The following is a 20,797-nucleotide window of genomic DNA, read 5'->3' as shown; positions in this document are numbered from 1 at the left end:
CGGCATACACCGGGGGATCGAATGATGACGATGTTTTATCGCGGCCTGGTGTGCGGCACGTTGCTGCTGGGACTGGCCGCATGCAGCGGGCCGGATGCGCCGGCCAGCGAGACACCGCGCGCGGTGAAGCTGGAGCGCTTCGGCAGCGGGAGCGATAACCCGCTGCAGGTGCCGGCGCTGGTGCGCCAGGAACAACGCGCCGAGCTGGGGTTCGAAGGGGCAGGCCGTCTGTCGGCAGTGCTGGTGGATGTCGGCGACCGGGTGACCCGCGGGCAACTGCTGGCACGGCTGGACGATGAACCGCTGCGCCTGCGCGAACAGCAGGCCGATGCCAACGTGCGCGCGGCACTGGCGCAATCCGGCGAACGGCAGCTGCAATTGCGCCAGCAACAGGCAATGTTCGATGACGGTGCCAGTTCCAACGCCACCTTGACTGCCGCGCGCGCGGCGGCAGATGCGGCCGCCGCGCAGCTGCAGGTGGCCAGGGCCGACCTGGCCATGGCACGCCGCGGCACGCGTCTGGGCGAGCTCCGCGCGCCCTTCGATGGCAGCGTGGTGGCGCGCCTGCAACAACCGCAGGCCGATGTGGCGGCAGGGCAGACGGTGCTGCAGGTGGAAGGGCAGGGCCATGTGCAACTGGTCGCCACGCTGCCGGCAACTGCCGGTGCCGGTCTGGTGCCAGGGCAAACCGTGCATGCCCGCGTGGTGGATGCGGGCGACGCGCCGGTCGAACTGCGTCTGCGCAGTCTTTCCAGCCGCCTGGACAATGCCACGACGGTACAGGCCTTGCTGGAACCGCTCGGCGCCGCGCCTTCGCTGCGCAGCGGCGACAGCGTGATGCTGACGCTGCCGACGCCTGCCGCTTCCACGCCGAGTGTGCCGTTGTCGGCGGTATTGCCCCGGCTCAACCGGCAACAGGCCAGCGTGTTCGTTTACCAGCCGGCAACGCGGGCCGTGATCGAACGCGCGGTCGACCTGGGAACGATCGTCGGCGAGCGCGTGCAGATTCTGCGCGGGCTGCGTGCAGGCGAGCAGGTGGTGAGCGCCGGCGTGGGCTTCTTGGTCAACGGCCAGCCGGTGACGCCACTGCAGGCGCAGACGCAGTTGAGCGGAGGTCGCACGCCATGAAGCTGACCCAGATGGCGATGCGCTCGAGCCGCCTGACATTGTTTGCCGCAGCGATGATCCTGATCGGCGGCATCGTGGCGTTTCTCGGTTTCCCATCGCAGGAAGAACCGTCGGTGACCGTGCGCGACACGCTGGTGTCGGTGGCCTATCCGGGCATGCCCAGCGAACAGGTGGAGAACCTGCTGGCGCGACCGGTGGAGGAGCGCTTGCGCGAGCTGGCCGGCATCAAGCGCATCGTCACCACGGTGCATCCGGGCAGCGCGATCGTGCAGCTGACCGCCTATGACGATGTGCAGGATCTGCCGGCGCTCTGGCAGCGCGTGCGCGCCAAGGCCGCGGAGGCCGGCGCGCAATTGCCTGCGGGCACCCTTGGTCCCTTTGTCGACGACGACTTCGGGCGCGTGTCGGTGGCGTCGATCGCGGTGACCGCACCGGGCTTTTCGATGAGCGAAATGCGCGGCCCGTTGCGGCGCATGCGCGAACAGCTGTACGCCCTGCCCGGCGTGGAGCAGGTGAAGTTGTATGGCCTGCAGGACGAATCGGTGTACGTGTCGTTTGACCGTGCGCGGTTGCTGGCGAGCGGCTTGACGCCGTCCAGCGTGATGGCGCAGTTGCGCGCGCAGAATGTGGTGGGTTCCGGTGGGCAGGTCGCGGTGTCCGGGCTGGCGCTGACCGTGGCCACGTCCGGCGAAATCCGCACGCCCGAGCAGTTGCGCGGCGTCCTGCTGAGCGTGCCTGGCGCGCCTGCCGGCGGTGCCCGCGACGTGACCCTGGGCGAACTGGCACAGGTGCAGGTGATGCCGGCCGACCCTCCGCAAAGCGCGGCCGTCTACCAGGGCCAGCCGGCGGTGGTGGTCTCGGTCTCGATGCAGCCGGGCACCAATGTCGCCGACTTCGGCAAGGCGCTACGCGCCAAGCTCGACGACACCGCACACGAGCTGCCTGTCGGCTTCACCCAGCACGTGGTGAGCTTCCAGGCCGATGTGGTCGAGCGCGAGATGGGCAAGATGCATCACGTCATGGGCGAGACCATCGTCATCGTCATGGCGGTGGTGATGCTGTTTCTGGGCTGGCGCACCGGGTTGATCGTCGGCGCGATCGTGCCGTTGACCATCTTCGCCTCGTTGATCGTCATGCGTGTGCTGAACGTGGAGCTGCAAACGGTCTCGATTGCCGCCATTATTCTTGCGCTGGGCTTGTTGGTGGACAACGGCATCGTGATTGCCGAAGACATCGAGCGCCGTCTGGTGGCCGGCGAGGAACGTCGCCAGGCCTGTATCGATGCGGGCCGGACGTTGGCGACACCCTTGCTGACCTCGTCGTTGGTCATCGTGCTGGCGTTCTCGCCGTTCTTCTTCGGCCAGACCAGCACCAACGAATATCTGCGCTCGCTGGCCACCGTGCTCGGCGTGACGCTGCTGGGGTCGTGGTTGCTGAGCATCACGGTGACGCCGCTGCTGTGCATGTACTTCGCCAAGGTGCATGTCACCAAGAACAGCGACGCAGCCGAATCGCGGTTCTATCGCGGCTACCGCCGCGTGATCGAACGCGTGCTGCAGCACAAGCTGCTGTTCATCGGTGCGATGACGGCGATGCTGGCGGTGGCGGTCACGGTGCTGGTGTCCATTCCATACGATTTCCTGCCCAAGTCCGACCGCCTGCAGTTCCAGATGCCGGTGACATTGCAGGCCGGCAGCGATGCACGCCAGACCCTGCGCACGGTGAGTGAACTCAGCCGCTGGTTGGGCGACCGCCACGCCAACCCCGAGGTGGTGGACAGCATCGGGTATGTTGCCGATGGCGGGCCGCGCATCGTGCTGGGCCTGAACCCGCCGCTGCCGGCGGCCAACCAGGCGTACTTCACGGTCAGCGTGCGGCCGGGGACCGACATCGATGCGGTGATCGCACGGGTGCGCTCGCATGTGCGTAGCCACTTCCCCGCGCTGCGCGCCGAGCCCAAACGCTTTTCGCTGGGCGCCACCGAAGCCGGGATGGCGGTGTATCGCGTGGTGGGTCCGGACGAGGCGGTCCTGCGCAGCAGCGCTGCTGCGATTGCCAGGGCCTTGCGGGCCGTGCCGGGCACCGTGGACGTGCAGGACGATTGGCAGGCGCGCATTCCGCGCTATGTGGTGCAGGTGGACCAGCTCAAGGCCCGCCGCGCCGGTGTCAGCAGCGAAGACATTGCGCAGGCATTGCAGGGGCGATACAGCGGTGTGGATGCCACGTTGATCCGCGACGATGGCACCGGTGTGCCGGTTGTCGTGCGCGGCAGCACCGACGAGCGTGCCGCCAACGGCAATCCCGCCGATACGTTGGTGTACCCGCAGGCAGGCGGCGCACCGGTACCGTTGGCGGCGGTCGCCACGGTGCTGCGCGACAGCGAGCCGTCGGCGATCCAGCGGCGCAATCTCAGCCGTGCCATCACCGTGACCGCACGCAACCCGCAACTGACCGCGACCGAGATCGTCGAACGGTTGTCGGCGCCAATCGCCGCGCTCAAATTGCCGCCCGGCTACCGCGTGGAGATTGGTGGCGAGCTGGAGGATTCGGCCGAAGCCAATCAGGCCTTGCTGCACTACATGCCGCATGCGCTGGGCGCGATCCTGTTGCTGTTCGTCTGGCAGTTCAACTCGTTCCGCAAGTTGTTCATCGTGCTGTCGGCGGTGCCGTTCGTGTTGATCGGTGCGGCCCTGGCGCTGGTGATGACCGGTTACCCATTCGGCTTCATGGCGACCTTCGGCTTGCTGGCGCTGGCCGGCATCATCGTCAACAACGCGGTGTTGCTGCTGGAGCGCATCGAAGCCGAACTTGCCGATGGCCTGCCGCGCCGCGAAGCGGTGGTGGCTGCCGCGGTCAAACGGTTGCGCCCGATCGTCATGACCAAGCTCACCTGCATCGTTGGCCTGGTGCCGCTGATGCTGTTTGCGGGCCCGCTATGGACGGGCATGGCCATCACCATGATCGGTGGGTTGGCGTTGGGCACTCTGGTGACGCTGGGCCTGATTCCGATCCTGTATGACCTGCTGTTCGGTTTGCGCCTGCGCCGCAGTGCCTGAGCGTGGCGAACAAACCGTGGCGAGCGATGGTCACGCGGGCGTGGCCGAGGCACTCGGAACCGGGATGTACAAGCGGTACATCCCGACCCGGGCACCGGCCGCGCCCGCCTGGCGGTTGCGCTGTTGTTTTATCGCTGATCTAAACAGCGTCTGCATTCGCCTGCCTCGCACGCCATACTGATAACGGGCAGACGAATGCACGACACGATGACCAAGGCAAAAAAGAAATCCGCTCAGCAAGCGCTGCAATCACCTGCGCCGTTGTATCAACTGCATGTGGCATTGACCGGCAGTGCGCCGCCGATCTGGCGGCGCCTGCTGGTGTCGGGCGCAGTACGCCTGGCCACGCTGCATCGCGTGTTGCAGCCGGTAATGGGCTGGAATGGCGCCCATCCGTACGAGTTCGACTTCGGCGGCGGGCGTTACGGCGAATCCGGGCTGGATGTGCCCGAGCGCCCCCGGCTCAAGCACGCCGGGCGTGTCACGCTGGAAAGCGCGGTGGGCGAACTTAATGGCTTCGATTACTTCTACGGCGCCGGCCCTGGCTGGCAGCATCGCCTGCAAGTGGAAGCGCTGTTGCCGCCAGATGCGAGTCTGCGCGTAGCGCGCTGCGTGGACGGGGCCCATGCCTGCCCGCCAGATAGCAGTGGCGGTATTGCCGATTATCGGGTGCTGGTGCAGATCATCGCCGACCCGGACCATCCGCAGCATGTGCAGGAATTGGCGACCTTGGGCGGGCGCTTCGAGCCCGGGCATTTCGATCTGGCAGAGGTCAATCGCTTGCTCGCGCGCGTGCGCGAGTGACAGCGGTGGGCGCCTCATGGGCGAAGGCGCTACAAACCTCGCCTCTTGTTCTCCTCGCCAGGGCTTGACGCCTTGCGTGGCCTGATCAGGCCGCGCCTGCCGACCAGCGCCACTGCGGCTTGACGCCCGATCGGCTAGCCTGAGATCCCGGTGTTTCCGAAGTCTGCGCAATGTTCCGCTGGTTCGAGTCCCTGATCGATATTTTCCCGCCCATCGAGCGGGAGATGCCGCCACGCAGCGTGTGGCGCGTTTATCTGCATTATCTGCGGCCGTTGTGGCCGATCCTGCTGGCCACGTTGATCGCCGGGCTGCTGCTGGCGCTGGTGGAAGTGGCGATGTTCGACTTCCTCGGCCGCATCGTCGACATGCTTGCCGGCAAGCCAGGGCCGGACTTTTTCCGGCAGCATGCGGGCGAACTGATTTGGATGGCGGTGATCACCTTGGTGGCAAGGCCGCTTTTCACCGGCCTGCACAATCTGCTGGTCAACCAGGCGATCGTGCCGGGCCTGAGCAACCGTTCGCGCTGGTTGATGCACAACTACGTGGTGCGCCAGAGCCTGGGTTTCTTCAACAACGATTTTGCCGGGCGCATCGCCAACCGGGTGATGCAGACCGGCACCTCGCTGCGCGAATCGGCCGTGCAGATGGTGGATGCGCTGTGGTACATCGTGGTCTACACCGGCAGTGCACTGTGGCTGTTCGCGCAGGCAGACCCCTGGCTGATGGCGCCGCTGCTGCTCTGGCTGGTGGTGTACGTGGCGCTGATGGCGTTCTTCGTGCCGCGCATGAAGGCGCGCGCATGGGTTGCATCGGACGCGCGCTCCAAGGCGACCGGCCGCATCGTCGATGGCTATACCAATATTTCCACGCTCAAGTTGTTCGCCCATGCCGGCCGCGAACAGGCGTATGTGCGCGATGCCATCGACGAGCTGGCAGTGAAGCACCGCGGTCAGACCCGGGTGACCACCGCCATGGACACCGCCATCGCAGTGGCGAACGGCTTCTTGATCGTGGGGACCTGCGCGCTGGCGCTGTGGCTGTGGAGCCGCGGGCAGATCAGCGTGGGCGCGATCACCCTGGCGACCGGTCTGGTGATCCGTATCCACAACATGTCCGGCTGGATCATGTGGACGGTCAACGGCATTTTCGAGGACATCGGCACCGTGCAGGACGGCATGCAGACCATCTCGCAGCCGGTGCAGGTGCAGGATGCAGCCGATGCGGTGCCGCTGCAGGTAACGCAGGGGCAGGTGCGGTTCGAGCACATCCATTTCCATTACGGCAAGCGCGGTGGGGTGATCGCCGGGCTGGACCTGCAAGTGCGTGCAGGCGAGAAGATCGGCCTGGTCGGGCCGTCCGGTGCCGGCAAATCCACCCTGGTCAATGTGTTGCTGCGACTGTACGACCTGGAGCAGGGCCGGATCCTGATCGACGGGCAGGACATCGCAACCGTGACGCAGGAGAGCCTGCGTGGACAGATCGGCCTGGTGACGCAGGACACCTCGCTATTGCATCGTTCGATCCGCGATAACCTGCTGTACGGGCGGCCGCAGGCCAGCGAGGCGCAACTTCTCGACGCCGTGCGCAAGGCCCGCGCCGACAGCTTCATCGACACGCTGATCGATGGCGAAGGCCGCCGCGGTTTCGATGCGCATGTTGGCGAGCGCGGGGTCAAGCTCTCCGGCGGTCAGCGCCAGCGCATCGCCATTGCGCGGGTGTTGCTGAAGGACGCGCCGATCCTGATTCTGGACGAAGCCACCTCGGCGCTGGATTCGGAAGTGGAGGCCGCCATCCAGGACAGCCTGGACGCGCTGATGGGCAACAAGACCGTCATCGCGATCGCCCACCGTCTTTCGACCATCGCGCGCATGGACCGACTGGTGGTGATGGATGCCGGCAAGATCGTCGAGACAGGCACGCATGCGCAACTGATCGCGCATGGCGGCCTTTACGCGCGGCTTTGGGCGCGGCAGACCGGTGGATTTGTTGCTGCGGATGCGTGATTGAAAGCTGTGCGCGAACTCGGCGCGACCGTCGCCCCTCTCCCGCGTGCGGGAGAGGGGTTTGGGGGGAGGGCGCGGACGCAGCCAGCTGCCGTGTCATTCCGAAGGCGCGTAGCGACGCGTTTGACATCGCAGGCGGTCACACCTTCGCCAGGCGCCCCCTCATCCGCCCCTGCGGGCACCTTCTCCCGCGCGCGGGAGCAGGACCAATCACTCGATCGGCTGATCCAGCATCAGCTCGCGGGCGAAGCGTACCGGCGGGGCGCCGTACGACAGCATCTTGTCGTGATAGGCCTTCAGGTTGAACGTCTCGCCGAGCTTGTCCTGTACCGCCTTGCGCGTGTCCAGATGTTCCTGCACGCCGACGAAGTAGGTCGGGAGCTGCGCGGAGGAGAGCTGCGCACGCACCCACTTGCCTGAGGCTTCGCTTTCCTGCTGGAAGGTGTCGTGGGTCATCAGGTGCATCGCCCTGTCGCGATCCCAGCCGTCCACATGCACGCCCTGGTCGAGAATGGCATTGGCAATGGTGCGCAGGTAGAACTTGAGCTGCACCAGATGGAACAGCGGGTCGTTATCCAGGTAGCCTTGCTCCTGCATCATGCGCTCGGTGTATACCGCCCAGCCTTCGGCGAACATGCCCGAACGCAGCACCGCGCGCAGCGTGGAGGGGAACTTGGCCGAATGCCAGCCTTCCAGGTAGTGCCCCGGCGTGCCCTCATGGATGCTGAGCAGCTGGATCATGCGGGTGTTGTATTCGCGCAGGAACGAATCGACCTGTTTGTCGTTCCAGTCGTCGGGAATCGGCGACACCGCGTAGAACGTCTTCAGGTTCTTGTCGAGCGGGCCGGGCGAATCGCAATACGCAACCGCCACGCCACGCTGGAATTCCGGCATCAGGATGATGTCCACCGGCGAATCGGGCAGCGTCATCAAATCCTTCTGTCGCACGAATTCGGTCGATTGGGCCAGCGCCGCCTTGGCCGCGTCCACCACCTTGTCGCGCGCCGGCTTGTCGGCATACGCCAGTTCCAGGGCCGCTTCGATCGCCGCCTGCTGCTGGTCGTCGTTGGGCGATTCGGGCAACTTGGGCGCGCCGGGCGTGTCCTTGAGCACGGTGCGCGCGATCCGGTACATGTCGCTACGCACGCGCTTGAGCTCGGATTCGGCACGCTGTTTGATATCGGCACGCGACAGCGACGACAGCAGCGCGAATTTCAACTTCTGGTCGTATTTTTCGGCACCGATGCGGAAGTCGCCCTTGGCATTGGGCACCAGCACGGTGTCCAGCCAGGTCTGCTGCTCGGCCACTGCCTTGCGCAGGTTGTCGATGGCCGCCTGCGCACGCGCCGCCTCGATCGGGCCAAGCTGGCTGATGTTGGGGGCGATGAAGCTGTCGACGATGCTCAGGATGCCCTTGTTCTGCTTGGCCACCGTTTCGGCATGGATCTTCGGCACGCGCGCCGGATCCAGGTTCTCGCGTGCCTGCGCAAAGATGCTCGGGATCTTTTCCATGCGCTGGGTGGCCGCGGTCAGGCGCTCGGGCAGCGGCGCGAATTCGCGCGCCATCAGGCTGTACAGCGCGCTGCCGGCCAGGCCGTTGTAGACCTGCGGGTCCCAGGCCCAGCTTTGCAGCACCTCGGTGTTCCAGATCTCCGATTGCAGTTGGTTGCGCAGAATGACCGCATCCACCTGGTTCTCGCGCGAGAGCTTGGCTACCTCGATCGCATCCAGGGTGGCCAGCAGCTTCTTGCCCGCGTCCACGCTGCGCTGACGGCCGCCGGCGCTCAGGTCGTCGATCTGCGCATCGAAGCGGTGGTCGCCGGTCTGGGTGGCGGTCACCGGCGACAGCTGCATCCAGGTGTCCAGGGCCTGCTTGGATAATGCGGCAAAGCGCGCATCTGGGGTCTGTGCTTGGTTGGCGGCAGGCGCGGTTGCATCGGCGCGCGGCGATTGGGGCTGTTGCTGGCAGGCGGTGAGGCCGGTGAGCAGGGCGAGGACAAGCAGGCGTTGACGCATCGTGGGTCCTGGTGGAATCAAACCGCCAGCATAGGCATCTGCGCGCGCGGGCGCATCCGCCATTGGTGTAGGGCAGCCAATAAGTCGACGGCGCTCACCGCCAGGCGGGCGCGGCCGAGGCCTGGACCAGCTTGTGCCGCTTGCACCGGGCTTCTGCGCGCCCTCCATGTTCCCTGACAGAGCCTCACGTGTGGGTGGCCGCTCCGATCCTGCCAGCCGTGCAGTGGCGCGATCGCCCGGGGCACACGACGGGTGCACCTTGCGGGCGCGATCGTTCGTACACTCCGGTTCCCGGGCGTCGCCTCGCTACCCAGGCGGCGCGTACACGCAACATCATGCTTGCCACCCGCACGGTGGCCTGTCCCAAGGAGGATCACATGCACTATGCCGGTAGCTGTCATTGCGGACGCATCGCGTTCGATCTGCAGACCGAAGCGCCCATCACCGAGGTCTACGACTGCAACTGTTCGCTGTGTCGCCGCCGCGGCGGTTTGCTCTGGTTCGGCGCGCGTACGCAGCTGCAGCTTCAGGCCGTGCCGCAAGCTCTCGGCAGCTACCGCTTCAATCAGCACCACATCGATCACCACGATCGTCCGCAGTGCGGGATCGCGCCCTTCAGCGAGGGCCTCAACCCCAAGACCGGCGCAATGGGCGTCGCGGTCAACGTGCGTTGCCTGCCGGCCCTGGATCTTGCCGGGCTGCAGGTGCATGCAGTCGACGGGGCCAGCCGATGAGCCGCGCCATGCAGCGGTATGCCACGGCCATGCTGCTGGGATGGGCGCTGTGCGGGTGTGCAAAGCATCGCGTAGAGATGGCGGCCGACGGCGGCGCTGCGGCGCCGGCACCGCCCGCCGCGCAGGGCAATGCCTTGGCCTACGAGCACGATGTGCGCATCGAGCTGCCTGCAGACCAGATCGGCCAGCGCATCGCCGCGATACGCACTGCCTGCCAGGGCGCGCAGTTCGGCGATTGCGCCTTGCTGGCGGTCGAGCAGGAAGGCGGGCGCGATCCCAGTGGGCGCGTCAGCGTACGGCTGGCACCGGACGGGATCGAACCCATGGTGCAGTTGGCCGGCCAGCACGGCGATGTCGCCGCGCGTAGCACCCGGGCCGAAGATCTGGCGCAGCAGATCGCCGACACCAGCCTGGCGCAGGCGCGATTGCAGAAAGAGCATGCGCGCCTGCTGGAATTGCAGCAGCGCCGCGATCTGGCGGTGACCGATCTGCTGGCCTTGTCCAAGCGGCTGGCCGAGATCGAAGCCGAAGCGCAGCAGACCCAGCAGCAGGCCGCGCAGCAGCAACGCAGGGTGCGCACGCAGTTGCTGACGCTCAATTTCCGCAGTACCGGTGGCGCGCAGGGCAGGGGCGAGATCGCAGAAGCCGCCGCCGAGTTCGGCGAGGTATTTTCCAGCAGCGTGGCATTCGTCATCCGCGCGGTGGCGGCGCTGTTGCCGGTGGTTGCGCTCGCACTGATCGCCGGCTGGTTGCTGCTGCAGGCATGGCGCTGGCGCGTACGTCGGCGCCGGATGTCCTGAGGCACCGCAGCTGCGCGGCCCTGCCGTGCAGCTGCGGGAAAGTCCGACTTGTCATTGCATGCGGCGTGCGTCGTTGGTGCTGGGTCGCACGTCGCTTGAGAGGCTTGGCGGCATGCCCAAATGCAGCAGGACGCATCACGGCATCACGTGCGATCCAGCAATGCAGCACTGTGGCCGCACGTAGGCTGAGCCCGGCTCAACCTTCGTCGACTTCGTATTCCACAAACACGTCCAGCTGCAGTGCCAGTTCTTGCACCGCGTCGCGGACCTTCTGCGCGGTGGCCTCATTGCCGGCTTCCACTTCGAACTCGTGGCTGCCCGGACCTTCGTCGTCCGACAGGCCTGCCGAGCTGGAATCTTCGTCGTCCAGGTGCGGCATCAGATCGTCCACTTCTTCCACGTGCTCGATGCCGTCGATGCTTTGCAGCAGGTTGGCAATGGCACGCGCGTCGTCGTCGGTGCCGGTGATGCGCATGCGGAGGGTAGGCATGGGAATGTCCTGTGGATTGGGGACATCAAGCCTAGGCATCGCGAGGACAAAACGAGGTGATGGTGTGCGTTGCTTGCGTCACGCGGGCTGTGCCGGCCATGCCTGGCTTGTGAGGGGCTCGGCATGCAACGCGCGGCCTACTGCGGCGCGCAGCATCGTCGGCATGACGTCATGGTGATGCGCATGATGGATGTTGCGGCAGCTCACCCGTGTGGCCATGGTCAGCGCGATCTCATGCGTGCCGACCCGCCGCAATGCAGCCGACGAGCGGAAGCGCAGATGGTTGTCGTCGGCGCCCAGTGCGATCTGCACTTGCTGTCCATCGGCGTCGCTGCGTCGTGCCAGCACCGGGAAGCGGCCGGGATCGCCCCGTTCTTAGCGAAGGCCAGATTGCCGCTTCCTTCATTCCGTTGCCGGTGCTTGCCGCAAACGCCGCCGCGTACGCGGCTCCTGCACGCCTTCGCCCGGCGGCAACGCCACCAATTCGGCAGGCAGTGCCGGCATCGGGGTGCGTTCGTCCTGTGCTTCGCGCTTGAGCCAGTCGATGAACAATGCCGCCGCCGGGCTGAGTTCGCGGTGGCTGGGGTGCACGATGTAGTACGCGTAACGCGCCTTGAGCGTGGGGCCGGGCAGGCGTACCAGTTCGTAACGTTGCAGGTAGGGCTGGGCGATGTGCTTGCGCGCCAGCACCGCGCCCAGGCCATACACGGCGGCGCGCATCGCGTCGGTGCTGTCGTTGAAGGTATGCATCGGCGGCACGGTGGTGCCGCGGACCTGGGCTGCGCGGAACCAGTCGCGCCAACCCTGCGGCGACATATCGGTCAGTAACGGCAATTGCGCGATCTGCGCCGGCGTGCGCAGTGCAGCCACTTCCGGCAACGACGGCGAGGCCACGGGGAACAGCTCGTCGTCCATCAGATGGTGCGAGGTTAGCCCGGGCCAAGCGCCTTGGCCATAACGAATACCCAGGTCCGGGCCGCCTTCTTCGAAACGCGAAAACGCCGTATCCGATTGCAGGTCCATGCGGATATGCGGATAGGCGCGGCAAAAGCGCGGCAACCGCGGCAATAACCAGCAGTACGACAACGACCGCAACGTGGTGACCCGCAGTGGAATGGCGTCTTCGCGTGGATGCAGGTTGCCTGCCACCGCAGCGATCTCTGCCAGCGCGGCGGTGGCCGCATCGGCCAGCTGGCGGCCTTCGGCGGTGAGTTTGACGCCGCGCGGTAGCCGCTGGAACAAGGTCGCACCCAGCAGCGCTTCGAGCTTGCGCACATGGTGGCTGACTGCGCTGGCGGTAAGGTGCAGTTCTTCGGCGGCGTGGGCGAAATTCTGGTGGCGGGCGGCAGCGGCGAACACGCCCAACGCGGGCAACAGGGTAGGGCGCAGATTCATCGAGGCATGAGTGAGATTTGTGGCTCGCCCCGATACTACGCGCTTGTCGCGCCCACGGTGGCAACCGATGCTGGGTCATCCCCTCGCGACGATCGTGCCATGTCTCTCAGTCTGCCCGCTGCTGTCTTCCGCCGTTTCATCCCCGCATGGCGGGGTTCGGGAGCACGGTCATGAGCGCCCAATCGTCGGTGCAGCCCGAGCTTGCGGTACGCCAATGGCGTACCCCGCTTGAGCTTGGTTTTCTGGGAGTCGTGTGGGGCTGCTCGTTTTTGTTCATGCGCGTGGCCGCGCCCAAGTTCGGCACCGTGGTGCTGGTGGAAATTCGCCTGGCGCTGGGTGCATTGGTGCTGCTGCCGTTCCTGTGGCTGGCGCGCGAACGTTTTCCGCTGCATCGCTGGCCGATGCTGGCGGCCATCGGTGTGCTCAACTCGGCATTGCCGTTCCTGCTGTTCGCCTGGGGCGCGCAACACGCACCGGCGGCAGTCGGGGCGATCTGCAATGCGATGACGGTGTTGTTTACCGCGCTGATCGCCTTCCTGTTTTTCGGCGAACGGATCGGCACGCGCCGCGCGCTGGCCTTGCTGGTGGGGTTCATCGGCGTGCTGGTGCTGGCCACCGGCAAATCCGCCGGTTTGAGCGTCGGGCCGGCAGCGCTGGCTGGCGCGACTGCTTCGCTGCTGTATGGCATCGGCTACAACCTGGTGAAGCGCCATATGGGCGATTTGCCGCCTGCTGCGTCGGCGGCGTCGACCCTGGGCTGCAGTGCGCTATTGCTGGCGCCATTGGCCTGGTGGCAATGGCCGACCACGCCGGTGCCGGCGGTGGCGTGGGCCTGCGCCACCGCATTGGGCGTGGTGTGCACCGGGCTGGCGTTCTTGATGTATTACCGGCTGATCCAGCGCATCGGCCCGGCGCGTGCGTCCACGGTGACCTATCTGGTGCCGGTGTTCGGCGCGCTGCTGGCATGGTCGCTGCTGGGCGAACCGCTCACCTGGACCATGCTGGTCGCTGCGGTGCTGATCCTCGGCAGCGTCGCCTTCAGCCAGCGCGCCCGCTGACTGAGCGCGCTCGTCGTTCCGCAGATGTCCGAAACCGGTTCTGCTTTGCCGATTCCCGATTCCCGATTCAACCAGCAGGCGGCACCCGCACCGGCAACGGCACATTGCACAGGTCGATGTGCCCGGCCGGGCGCTTGTAGAAATCGTCCTTGCGGTTGCGGCGCGCTTCGACCACATCGCGGAAGGTCTGGCTGTCGGTACGCAGCAATTGCAGCGGTGTGCGCTCGGGCGCAGGCACTTCGCTGGCCAGCCGAATTGCGCGGATCGGTGCGCGTTGCGCGGGGTCTTCGTAAAAGCCCATCGGGTCGGGACCGCGTGGCGTGACGCTGAGCAATTCCATGCCTCTGACCACACGCCCGACCACGGTGATGTTGCGATCCAACTGGCGCGGCGATTGCCCCGTGACCACATACAGTTCGGCGCCGATGCTGCTGTCTTCGTCGTTGTTGCGGCCCGCGCCCAGGGTGCCGTAGCAATGCGCCAGCCAGGTCTTGCCGGTGGTCGTGTCGCGGCCGACCGGGAAGCCGTCGACAAAGCCCACCTGAGGCGCCCAGCCATCGCTATCGGGCAGGGGCTGGAAATCCAGGCCCTGCGATGCGCGTTCGAATTCGGCCGGCAGATGCGTCTTGGCCGAGCCGAGCGATTTGGCTTTGGCTGGCGTCTCGCCATCCGGGTCGCCGAACTGCACCACGAAATTGTCCTGCGAGCGATAGATGCTCAGCCCGTCCCAGAAGCGCTCATGCGCCAGCGTACCGATGTTGGCGACGTGCTCTGGCGCGAATTGCGGCGCCAGCTCGATGATGACCCGCCCGGCATCCAGTTCCAGGTACAGGGTGCGGTCCGGATCGAGCACGCGCCACGCACTGGCCGGCGAGCTGTCGAGAATCTGTTGCGGGCTACGGTAAGCCGCATCGGCGGCTGCGGGTAACAGCAGGGCGAGCAGGCAGGCAGAAGCAACGGTGCGCAGGGGCATGAAGGCAGCCAGCAGGGAGGTGCCTGCGATTCTTGCCGACCACGCGCCCGGACGCAAAGCATGCATCGCATGGGATGACGCCGACGCGGTGCGCCGGCGTCATCCCGAGATGCGAAGACCTGCCGCAGGCAGGAGGTTACGGATTGTTGCGCACGTGCGGGCTGGTGTGATGCTCGGCAGTGTCATGGTTGTTGCGAAACAACGGTACCAGCTGCCGCAGCGCAGAGATGCCGACCAGCGTGTAGACCACGCGCGACAGCAGCGCGTCCTGCCCGCCGAATAGTGCGGCGACAAGATCGAACTGGAACAGGCCGACCAGCCCCCAGTTCAGGCCACCGACGATAAGAAGCACCAGAGTGATGACGTTGATCGTTTTCATGAAAGCATTCCATGTGGGTTGGGAGACCCCAGACTCCGCATGCCCCAGCGAGCGGCCCGTGAGCGTCGCCCACTTGCGGTGCGCTTTGCACACATGTCGCTCACAACCGCCTGACCTGCACGCGGTGTCGGCGCGCCCAGGCAACGGTCGCCAGCCGCACGAGCGCCGAATGATCGATGCCTTGGCAGACCGGAGGCGATCCGACCTCAGATCGGGGCGATATCGCATCGTTCACCGTCGAGGCGAACGATGCAGCGGCATCCATCTTCCGCCTGACGCTGCCTCTGATCCGGCACTGAGTCCGCTTCGGCGTCCGCCCGCCAGCGCGGCTGCCAAGGGAGCAGCACACTCATCGACATCGACATGGACAACGACAAAGACAACGGATAAGGCCGCGTCCGGTGCGGCGGCTGGCTTCGCAGGTTTCCGAAATCGTTCCGGCGAGCGAAACAGCGTGAGCGCCACTCCGACCGCTGTGAACTGGCGTTTGCATCCGTCGACTGCGAGGCGTGATGAGGCCGGCAGTCGAACGGCCTTCGCACATTGCAGTAAGGTGCGCACCTGCGCTGCGATGAACAGTCGGGCGGCTCCACAATCGCGACATCTATCGAACAGAGCCCGCATCGGGACCACGCTGTCTGCATGTCGGCAGTGCGTGTGGCTTGCGCTTTGCCGATCGATGGCTTCGTCCAGCGCTCGGGGCACGTCATCCGGCATGTTGCAGGGAGGCAAAGCCTTCGCAACATGCCGGATGATCACCTCACATCAAGTCCTTGGCGTGTTTGCCGGCCATGCGGGCGAACTGGTGGAGTTCCATCCCCAAGTCCCGAGCACTCTTGGACCGCGTTATCTCGTTGCTCGTCTGCCCCAGCCTCGATCGGTTCGGGCTACTCGGGGCCGAAACATGCTCCCGGCGCGGCGGTGCCGCCCTGGATGTCGATGGTAAATCCTGTGGCTGGCTGGAAGAGGCGCTTGCCTCCTGCGCAGGCAACGCTCTTGCCGCTGCTAGCAGCGCTTCAACATCATTGCCATCCAACAAGGCGTTGATTGCCTTGCTGGCCTTGGTCGCACGGCGCTGGGAGAGCGTTTCAAGCATGGCGCCCATGATTCCGCGGCTGACCTGCTCCCGCAGCCCGATGTCGGTGCTTCCCTCGCGACGGTTGTTCTTGATGGTGATGGCGGTGTGCTGGTTCAGGGCGCCAACGGCGGCCATGCCCCCGGATATCGCCGAGACCGCCAGGCTTTCCCCGACCGGAACATTGCGGGTCCCGCCCTGGGCGGCCGAAACGAGTTTGCTGATCACCGAGGATGCGGCGCTGCCCAAAAAGACCAGATGGAACATCTGGCCGATGCGCTGTGCGGTTTGCGCGGTGAACTCAAGATAGTTGTATTTCTTGGCGATATCGTTGAACAGCTGCTGCGACAGCACGGATTTTTCGGCACCGACAAGCAGCTTGGATGCGGTGCCGTTCGGGTCGATTTCGTCGAGCCTGCCCTCACGCAAAGCCTCAAGGTCGTTGCGCAGCAAGCGCAGGTCCTGCATTGCCTTGCTGGCGTCGCCGGCTTCGATGTCGCGGTCGTCTGCCGTGATTGCGCCGTGCTGCGCATCCTCTGCTGTCACCGCATCCGCCAGCAGCTTCTCCAGCTCGGCGACCCCGGCGGTGACGCGCTTGACCAGGGCTTGGGTGGGCGACTGGATCAGGCTGCGTAGTTTGTCGGCCTTGATGTCTTCTGCGCTGACCGCCGTGCCGCTGGCCAGCTTCTGCTTGCCTGCGGGGGTCAGGACATCGGCGTACAGGAGGTTGAGCTTGTTGTTGGCTTCCTGCTTGGCCTGCTCGTCGAAGCCGGCGGCCACATGTTGCGCAGCGGTCATCAACATCGCGCCAACGGTCTGCGCCGTCGGCGACAGCGCACGCATCGCGCCTGTCTTGCTGAGCAGCCCCAGCGTGCTGGCGACCGGCGAACGCAAGATGCGGGGAATGGCCTGCCAGCGGTTGCCCTGCCACTGGCGATCGTGCGCGCCCTGGGTCATGACGAAATCATGCTGGGCCTGGTGCAGGTCCTTCTCTGCTGCCAGCAAGGCGTCGGCTGCCGCCGCACGTGCGTCACTTGGGGAATTTGGGTCACGCTGAATCTCGCGAAACCTGTCGCAGGCGTTGGCGAACGTTTCGATCTTTTCCTCGAGGGCGCTTGCCAGTTCGGGGAGCCAGTGCTTGTCATTGATCTGCTTCTTGTCCGGCACGATGACGTGAGCGCCGTGTTCGCGAATCGACTCGCACAGGCTGACAACCGCCGATTGTTGGCCGGCATTCACAGGTGCGGGGACCAGCATGGTCGCCAGGCCGAACCCAGCACCGGCCCACGGTTGGCGTGTCGCATAGTTGATCCACGGCGAGACGATGTACTGCATGGCATTGGTGAGGAAGCTGCCGCTCGGGTTGGGCAGGCCGGAGAGCAGCGCGGTGCGTCGCAGCGTGGCCACGTCGTTTTCGTTCAGCCCCTGCGCCTTGTACCAATCGATCACATCGTGTTCGCTGATGCGGCTGACCAGGTCCGCATGCGTGGCCGCGCGTGCCTGCGCACCCGTGGCGCCGGGCGATTTCATCGGCCTGAGCCTGCTGATCAGATCGGCCGCCAATTCCGGTGCGATTGCGCGTGCATTGTCCGAGGCCAACTGCCGACGAAGCCGTGCCAGCGTCGCTGTCGCTGCATTCGATGACGTGACCGGTTGCGGAGCGAGGGCCTGTGCGTCTTGCTCGGGCCTGGCTAGCAGCGCCTCTAACGTGGTTCCGCTACTGCGCCTGACGGGCGCGCGCCCAAGTGGGCTGAGTGCGGGATCAGGCGAGGATTGGTGGGTAACCCCCGCAGAGGTGGAGGGAACGGCGAGCTCTGTTTCCTGAATCTCTTGCGAGTGCGTCCTCGCACTGCGGCTGGCCGGATCGACGGATGCAGATGACTTCATTGGATATATCTCCTGACGTGTATACGGCAGATAGATTGCTTGCGTACCAGACGATTGGTGCGCATCGCATGGATTGCATCGCAGATGCCGTGGAACCTCCCTCCCTTGGCGAAGTTCCTGGTGCAATCCGGAGCCTGCCGGTATTGATGGAAGCGAAGTGGTGAATGCACTGCGCGAAAATTGAACTACCAGACGCGCATGCCACCTGTCTGTACAGCAGATTTTCTATCGCCGTACGCGAACCAAATCAGGTTCCGCAACGGCGCTTGGTACGCAATCAATGTTTGGTGCGTGATAGAAGGGCGGTTTTTAATGCACTGGAATTCGGCGATCGGCCCGTCCCTGTCTCGTCGGCAATATCCAAGATGCGCGTCCATGGCGAGCAGGTCGTCGCGGATGCATGCCATGGCGCTGGGCTTCGAGATGGCCGCACCGAACTGCGTGCGAAGCGCCGGTCATTCGAGAGTGGTATGGCCTGAGGTGCGGAAAAAATCTGCGGCCACTACAGCCTTGATAGCTGACTTGAGTAAACAGGCAAGCTGGATCAGGAGCGCGCCATTGCGGCGGCCGAGCAGGACAGAACGATCTCACGCGCCTTTGCAGAAGCTCGCCGGGCCCTTGGACACGGCGCTTGGCTTGCTTTGGCCGCAGGCCCAGGGCGAGCTGGCGCGCGCCATGGAAGAGGGCATGGGCGTGCCTGTGCCGCTCAGCCCCGACGTCGGCCGATTGCGCGATGCGTTGCAGCAGCTGAGAGGCCAGGTGGCTGCGCAAGCGGTCTCGATTGCGACCATCGACGATGCGCTTGGCCGGCTGGCCGATCTCCCCGTCGCGGTTGAAGGCGAAGGCCGCGCGGTAATCGCAGAATCGTCTGCGCAATTGAACGCGCTTGGCGCGGCTTTGCGTCAGAAGGAGGGGCTGCAGCAGTGGCAACAGGGTAGACCTTGAGCGCCGCCCAGACGCGGGCTTGGCCAGGGCCATTACCAAACGCAAGCGCTATGAGTTGCAGCTTGGACTGAGGCCCGTAGCGCCGGCGTCAGCTCGGCGTTATCTGCATGCCGGCACGCAGGCTTGTCTCTGCGCAACGGGTTCCACGTGAATGCCGCCTACGGCCTGATACGAAACCGATGTGCTTTGCGCGACAAGTGCAGCAATGGGCCAGCACGCTTGCGGCTGCGGGGGAGCGACTAGCGCTGCTCACATCGCAAAGGTTCTGCGCGTTGCTGCTGCGGCATTAGCACCTGGTCATGAGGGCGTGCAGGTGTCTCGCTCCGGCATCATCCGTTGCGTGAGCGGCGGGTCGAGCGAAAGCATGTAGCGTCGGATCAGCTGGCGTGGCGGCGATCACTGCCGTCATCCTCAACGTGCCGGCTTGCGTTTGACGTAGAGCTGCTTGCGCACGCGTGCCACCACCTCGCCGTCGCGGTTATGTACGTCGTTCTCGAACCAGCGCAGATGTTTCTCGCCGTCTGCAGTGGCCTGGCGCAATTGCGCCAGCACGCTGTCGTCGATAACGAAATCCGCCGTTACCGTGCCGCGCCCGGGCTTGACGAATTCGATGCTGCCGGCCTTGTCCCACACATAATAATCGCGGCCCAGGTTGTGCATGGTCAGCAGCATCCAGAAAGGGTCGGTCATCGCAAACAGGCTGCCGCCGAAATGGGTGCCGACATAGTTGCGATTCCACGGGCGCTGGCGCAGCTCCACCCGCGCAAAACGGTAGTCGGCCGAGAGCACGGTGACGTGGATGCCGGCGAATAAAAACGGCGGCCATAGATTGATGCCTAACTTGAACAGCGATGCGCGCATGCGGGCCTGTTTCCTTGGCGAGGGAAGTGCTCAGCATAACATTCGCATGCGTATGGAGGCTTTGCCGCATGCCGACATCGAGGCGGTCGTGTTCGTACTGCAAGCCCGGTCCAGACGGTGTGTCATCTCCGGTTCGCAGTCGCATGGTGTGCATTGCCGCTTTGTGCACACCGGGCAAGAGCCCACCGTGGTGGTGCAGCCTTCGTAGGAGCGGACCTGGCCGCGACGGCGCGCTCCCGGGAATACCTTATCGGGGACTGGCGAGTACCCCCTGGTCGCGGCCGGGTCCGCTCCTACGTGTCCGTGTGGCGCCGAAGCGCCATCGGCTGTCAGAACACCAGCGCCGACATCTTGCGACGATAGCGGCCGACCAGATCTTCGTCCTCGATCACACGAAACGCATCGATCAGGCTACGGCGCGGCAGGTTGTCGTCGAACGTGCGGTCCTGCCGCAGCATTTCCAGGAACTGCTCCAGCGCCGCTTCGTCGTTGCCGTCGAGCAGATGGCGCACGCCGAGCAGGTGACGCGCGCGCAGGTCGGCGCTGTTGGCATCCACGGCGGACTGCAAGGTGCCGGCGTCCGGGGCGTCCTTGAGGACATTGGCAAAGCTCAGCCGCGCCTTGGCGCGCACCGCGCGGTCGTCGGTGGCCAGGTTGGCGGGCAGGGCGTCGATCAACCGCTCGGCCTCGGCAGTGTCGCCGGTCTTGAGCAGCGCCAGCGCCAGGTCCAGCTTGAGTTCGTCCTTGTCCGGCTCGGCAGCGATCGCCTCACGCAGCGCCGCGGCCTGCGCCTGCGGGTCGAGCGGCGCCAGCGGCACGTCTTCTTCGGCCACCTGCGGTTCGGCCGGCAGCACGCCGTGCTGGGTCAGGAATTCGCGCACCTGGCCTTCCGGCATCGCGCCGGGGAAGCCGTCGACGATCTCGCCGCCCTTGACCAGGAATACCGTCGGCACCGAGCGGATCTGGAACGCCGCAGCGATCTGCTGTTCCTTGTCCACATCGACCTTGCCCAGCTCGAACGCACCGTTGTACTCGCCGGCCAGCTTTTCCAGGATCGGCGTCAACGACTTGCAGGGGCCGCACCAGGTGGCCCAGAAGTCCACCAGGACCGGTGTCGTCAACGATTTCTGCAGGACCTCGGTCTCGAAGGTGTCGGTGGTGGCATCGAATACATGCGGCTTGTCGGACATGGG

Annotated in this window: 17 protein-coding genes, 1 other RNA gene and 1 pseudogene; 9 read left to right on the top strand and 10 right to left on the bottom strand. The window is 65.4% G+C overall.

The genetic code is table 11. The features are described 5' to 3' along the window. Positions 1 to 21: 21 nt before the first annotated feature. Positions 22 to 1,128 (top strand): efflux RND transporter periplasmic adaptor subunit, encoded by a 1,107-nt coding sequence (locus AMD14_RS14665; protein ID WP_011051837.1) that lies wholly within the window; start codon positions 22 to 24, stop codon positions 1,126 to 1,128. Further along, entirely contained in the window at positions 1,125 to 4,184 is a 3,060-nt protein-coding gene (locus AMD14_RS14660; RefSeq protein WP_011051836.1) for an efflux RND transporter permease subunit, read from the top strand. The genes AMD14_RS14665 and AMD14_RS14660 overlap by 4 nt, the downstream gene beginning before the upstream one ends. A 4-nt stretch (positions 4,185 to 4,188) precedes the next feature. Here AMD14_RS14660 and AMD14_RS23635 read toward each other — a convergent pair. Then, positions 4,189 to 4,265: non-coding RNA, sX9 sRNA (locus AMD14_RS23635), on the bottom strand. 126 nt (positions 4,266 to 4,391) lie between these two features. Between AMD14_RS23635 and AMD14_RS14655 the strand changes: the two genes are divergently transcribed. Together AMD14_RS14655 and AMD14_RS14650 are read left to right on the top strand one after the other, a co-directional pair. Then, positions 4,392 to 4,988 carry a plasmid pRiA4b ORF-3 family protein gene (locus AMD14_RS14655; protein WP_011051835.1) on the top strand — a complete coding sequence of 199 codons (597 nt, stop codon included), beginning with the start codon at positions 4,392 to 4,394 and terminating at the stop codon, positions 4,986 to 4,988. Positions 4,989 to 5,158: 170 nt separating this feature from the next. Further along, a complete protein-coding gene (locus tag AMD14_RS14650) occupies positions 5,159 to 6,991 on the top strand; it encodes an ABC transporter ATP-binding protein (protein ID WP_011051834.1) in 1,833 nt (610 codons plus the stop codon). Positions 6,992 to 7,201: 210 nt separating this feature from the next. Here the strand turns inward: AMD14_RS14650 and AMD14_RS14645 are convergent, their stop codons facing one another. Then, positions 7,202 to 9,007: a DUF885 domain-containing protein gene (locus tag AMD14_RS14645; RefSeq protein ID WP_015463413.1), complete on the bottom strand. Its 1,806-nt coding sequence runs from the start codon at positions 9,005 to 9,007 to the stop codon at positions 7,202 to 7,204. A gap of 335 nt (positions 9,008 to 9,342) precedes the next feature. Here AMD14_RS14645 and AMD14_RS14640 point away from each other — a divergent pair, with 335 nt between their 5' ends. Continuing rightward, a complete protein-coding gene (locus AMD14_RS14640) occupies positions 9,343 to 9,741 on the top strand; it encodes a GFA family protein (protein WP_011051832.1) in 399 nt (132 codons plus the stop codon). Next, the gene (locus AMD14_RS14635) at positions 9,738 to 10,541 is read left to right on the top strand and encodes a DUF4349 domain-containing protein (protein WP_011051831.1); all 804 of its coding nucleotides are present in this window, start codon (positions 9,738 to 9,740) and stop codon (positions 10,539 to 10,541) included. Before AMD14_RS14640 ends, AMD14_RS14635 begins: the two co-directional genes overlap by 4 nt. Before the next feature lie 196 nt (positions 10,542 to 10,737). Here AMD14_RS14635 and AMD14_RS14630 read toward each other — a convergent pair whose 3' ends face one another. The 3 genes from AMD14_RS14630 to AMD14_RS14620 form a co-directional block, all read right to left on the bottom strand. Then, positions 10,738 to 11,031 (bottom strand): hypothetical protein, encoded by a 294-nt coding sequence (locus tag AMD14_RS14630; RefSeq protein ID WP_005912915.1) that lies wholly within the window; start codon positions 11,029 to 11,031, stop codon positions 10,738 to 10,740. 78 nt (positions 11,032 to 11,109) lie between these two features. Beyond that, positions 11,110 to 11,343, bottom strand: coding sequence for a hypothetical protein (locus tag AMD14_RS14625; RefSeq protein ID WP_026006913.1), 234 nt, complete (start codon positions 11,341 to 11,343; stop codon positions 11,110 to 11,112). 90 nt (positions 11,344 to 11,433) lie between these two features. Continuing rightward, entirely contained in the window at positions 11,434 to 12,426 is a 993-nt protein-coding gene (locus AMD14_RS14620; RefSeq protein ID WP_003487609.1) for a LysR substrate-binding domain-containing protein, read from the bottom strand. A 170-nt stretch (positions 12,427 to 12,596) separates the two neighbouring features. On the opposite strand from AMD14_RS14620, the gene AMD14_RS14615 reads away from it, so the two are divergent. Next, a complete protein-coding gene (locus AMD14_RS14615) occupies positions 12,597 to 13,484 on the top strand; it encodes a DMT family transporter (RefSeq protein WP_005919389.1) in 888 nt (295 codons plus the stop codon). A 67-nt stretch (positions 13,485 to 13,551) separates the two neighbouring features. Here AMD14_RS14615 and AMD14_RS14610 read toward each other — a convergent pair whose 3' ends face one another. Together AMD14_RS14610 and AMD14_RS14605 are read right to left on the bottom strand one after the other, a co-directional pair. Beyond that, a complete protein-coding gene (locus AMD14_RS14610) occupies positions 13,552 to 14,523 on the bottom strand; it encodes a peptidylprolyl isomerase (protein ID WP_040259660.1) in 972 nt (323 codons plus the stop codon). 70 nt (positions 14,524 to 14,593) lie between these two features. Beyond that, entirely contained in the window at positions 14,594 to 14,836 is a 243-nt protein-coding gene (locus AMD14_RS14605) for a DUF378 domain-containing protein (protein WP_011051827.1), read from the bottom strand. A 490-nt stretch (positions 14,837 to 15,326) separates the two neighbouring features. Here AMD14_RS14605 and AMD14_RS25080 point away from each other — a divergent pair. Beyond that, a pseudogene (locus AMD14_RS25080) lies at positions 15,327 to 15,505 on the top strand (DUF1328 domain-containing protein); the annotation flags it as partial. A gap of 91 nt (positions 15,506 to 15,596) precedes the next feature. Here the strand turns inward: AMD14_RS25080 and xopN are convergent. Beyond that, complete coding sequence (gene xopN / locus AMD14_RS14600) at positions 15,597 to 17,798, bottom strand: type III secretion system effector XopN (protein ID WP_011051825.1); 2,202 nt, start codon at positions 17,796 to 17,798, stop codon at positions 15,597 to 15,599. Between the two features lie 597 nt (positions 17,799 to 18,395). Between xopN and AMD14_RS14595 the strand changes: the two genes are divergently transcribed. Then, positions 18,396 to 18,743 carry a hypothetical protein gene (locus AMD14_RS14595; RefSeq protein WP_015463410.1) on the top strand — a complete coding sequence of 116 codons (348 nt, stop codon included), beginning with the start codon at positions 18,396 to 18,398 and terminating at the stop codon, positions 18,741 to 18,743. Positions 18,744 to 19,154: 411 nt separating this feature from the next. Here the strand turns inward: AMD14_RS14595 and AMD14_RS14590 are convergent, their stop codons facing one another. Both AMD14_RS14590 and trxA read right to left on the bottom strand, forming a co-directional pair. Then, positions 19,155 to 19,604, bottom strand: coding sequence for a DUF4442 domain-containing protein (locus AMD14_RS14590; protein WP_011051823.1), 450 nt, complete (start codon positions 19,602 to 19,604; stop codon positions 19,155 to 19,157). Between the two features lie 329 nt (positions 19,605 to 19,933). After that, on the bottom strand, positions 19,934 to 20,794 hold the full coding sequence (gene trxA, locus AMD14_RS14580) for a thioredoxin (protein ID WP_011051822.1): 861 nt from the start codon (positions 20,792 to 20,794) through the stop codon (positions 19,934 to 19,936). Between the last annotated feature and the right edge of the window lie 3 nt (positions 20,795 to 20,797).

Source organism: Xanthomonas citri pv. citri (genome assembly GCF_000961215.1).
Classification (GTDB): domain Bacteria; phylum Pseudomonadota; class Gammaproteobacteria; order Xanthomonadales; family Xanthomonadaceae; genus Xanthomonas; species Xanthomonas cissicola.
The sequence above is the reverse complement of the archived record's forward strand: the minus strand, read 5'-3'. Positions and strand labels throughout refer to the sequence as shown.

Bases quoted from the DNA above. Each gene is read 5' to 3' on its own strand.
- AMD14_RS14665 (WP_011051837.1), top strand. From the start codon at position 22: ATGATGACGATGTTTTATCGCGGCCTGGTGTGCGGCACGTTGCTGCTG.
- AMD14_RS14660 (WP_011051836.1), top strand. From the start codon at position 1,125: ATGAAGCTGACCCAGATGGCGATGCGCTCGAGCCGCCTGACATTGTTT.
- AMD14_RS14655 (WP_011051835.1), top strand. From the start codon at position 4,392: ATGACCAAGGCAAAAAAGAAATCCGCTCAGCAAGCGCTGCAATCACCT.
- AMD14_RS14650 (WP_011051834.1), top strand. From the start codon at position 5,159: ATGTTCCGCTGGTTCGAGTCCCTGATCGATATTTTCCCGCCCATCGAG.
- AMD14_RS14645 (WP_015463413.1), bottom strand. From the start codon at position 9,007: ATGCGTCAACGCCTGCTTGTCCTCGCCCTGCTCACCGGCCTCACCGCC.
- AMD14_RS14640 (WP_011051832.1), top strand. From the start codon at position 9,343: ATGCTTGCCACCCGCACGGTGGCCTGTCCCAAGGAGGATCACATGCAC.
- AMD14_RS14635 (WP_011051831.1), top strand. From the start codon at position 9,738: ATGAGCCGCGCCATGCAGCGGTATGCCACGGCCATGCTGCTGGGATGG.
- AMD14_RS14630 (WP_005912915.1), bottom strand. From the start codon at position 11,031: ATGCCTACCCTCCGCATGCGCATCACCGGCACCGACGACGACGCGCGT.
- AMD14_RS14620 (WP_003487609.1), bottom strand. From the start codon at position 12,426: ATGAATCTGCGCCCTACCCTGTTGCCCGCGTTGGGCGTGTTCGCCGCT.
- AMD14_RS14615 (WP_005919389.1), top strand. From the start codon at position 12,597: ATGAGCGCCCAATCGTCGGTGCAGCCCGAGCTTGCGGTACGCCAATGG.
- AMD14_RS14610 (WP_040259660.1), bottom strand. From the start codon at position 14,523: ATGCATGCTTTGCGTCCGGGCGCGTGGTCGGCAAGAATCGCAGGCACC.
- AMD14_RS14605 (WP_011051827.1), bottom strand. From the start codon at position 14,836: ATGAAAACGATCAACGTCATCACTCTGGTGCTTCTTATCGTCGGTGGC.
- xopN (WP_011051825.1), bottom strand. From the start codon at position 17,798: ATGAAGTCATCTGCATCCGTCGATCCGGCCAGCCGCAGTGCGAGGACG.
- AMD14_RS14590 (WP_011051823.1), bottom strand. From the start codon at position 19,604: ATGCGCGCATCGCTGTTCAAGTTAGGCATCAATCTATGGCCGCCGTTT.
- trxA (WP_011051822.1), bottom strand. From the start codon at position 20,794: ATGTCCGACAAGCCGCATGTATTCGATGCCACCACCGACACCTTCGAG.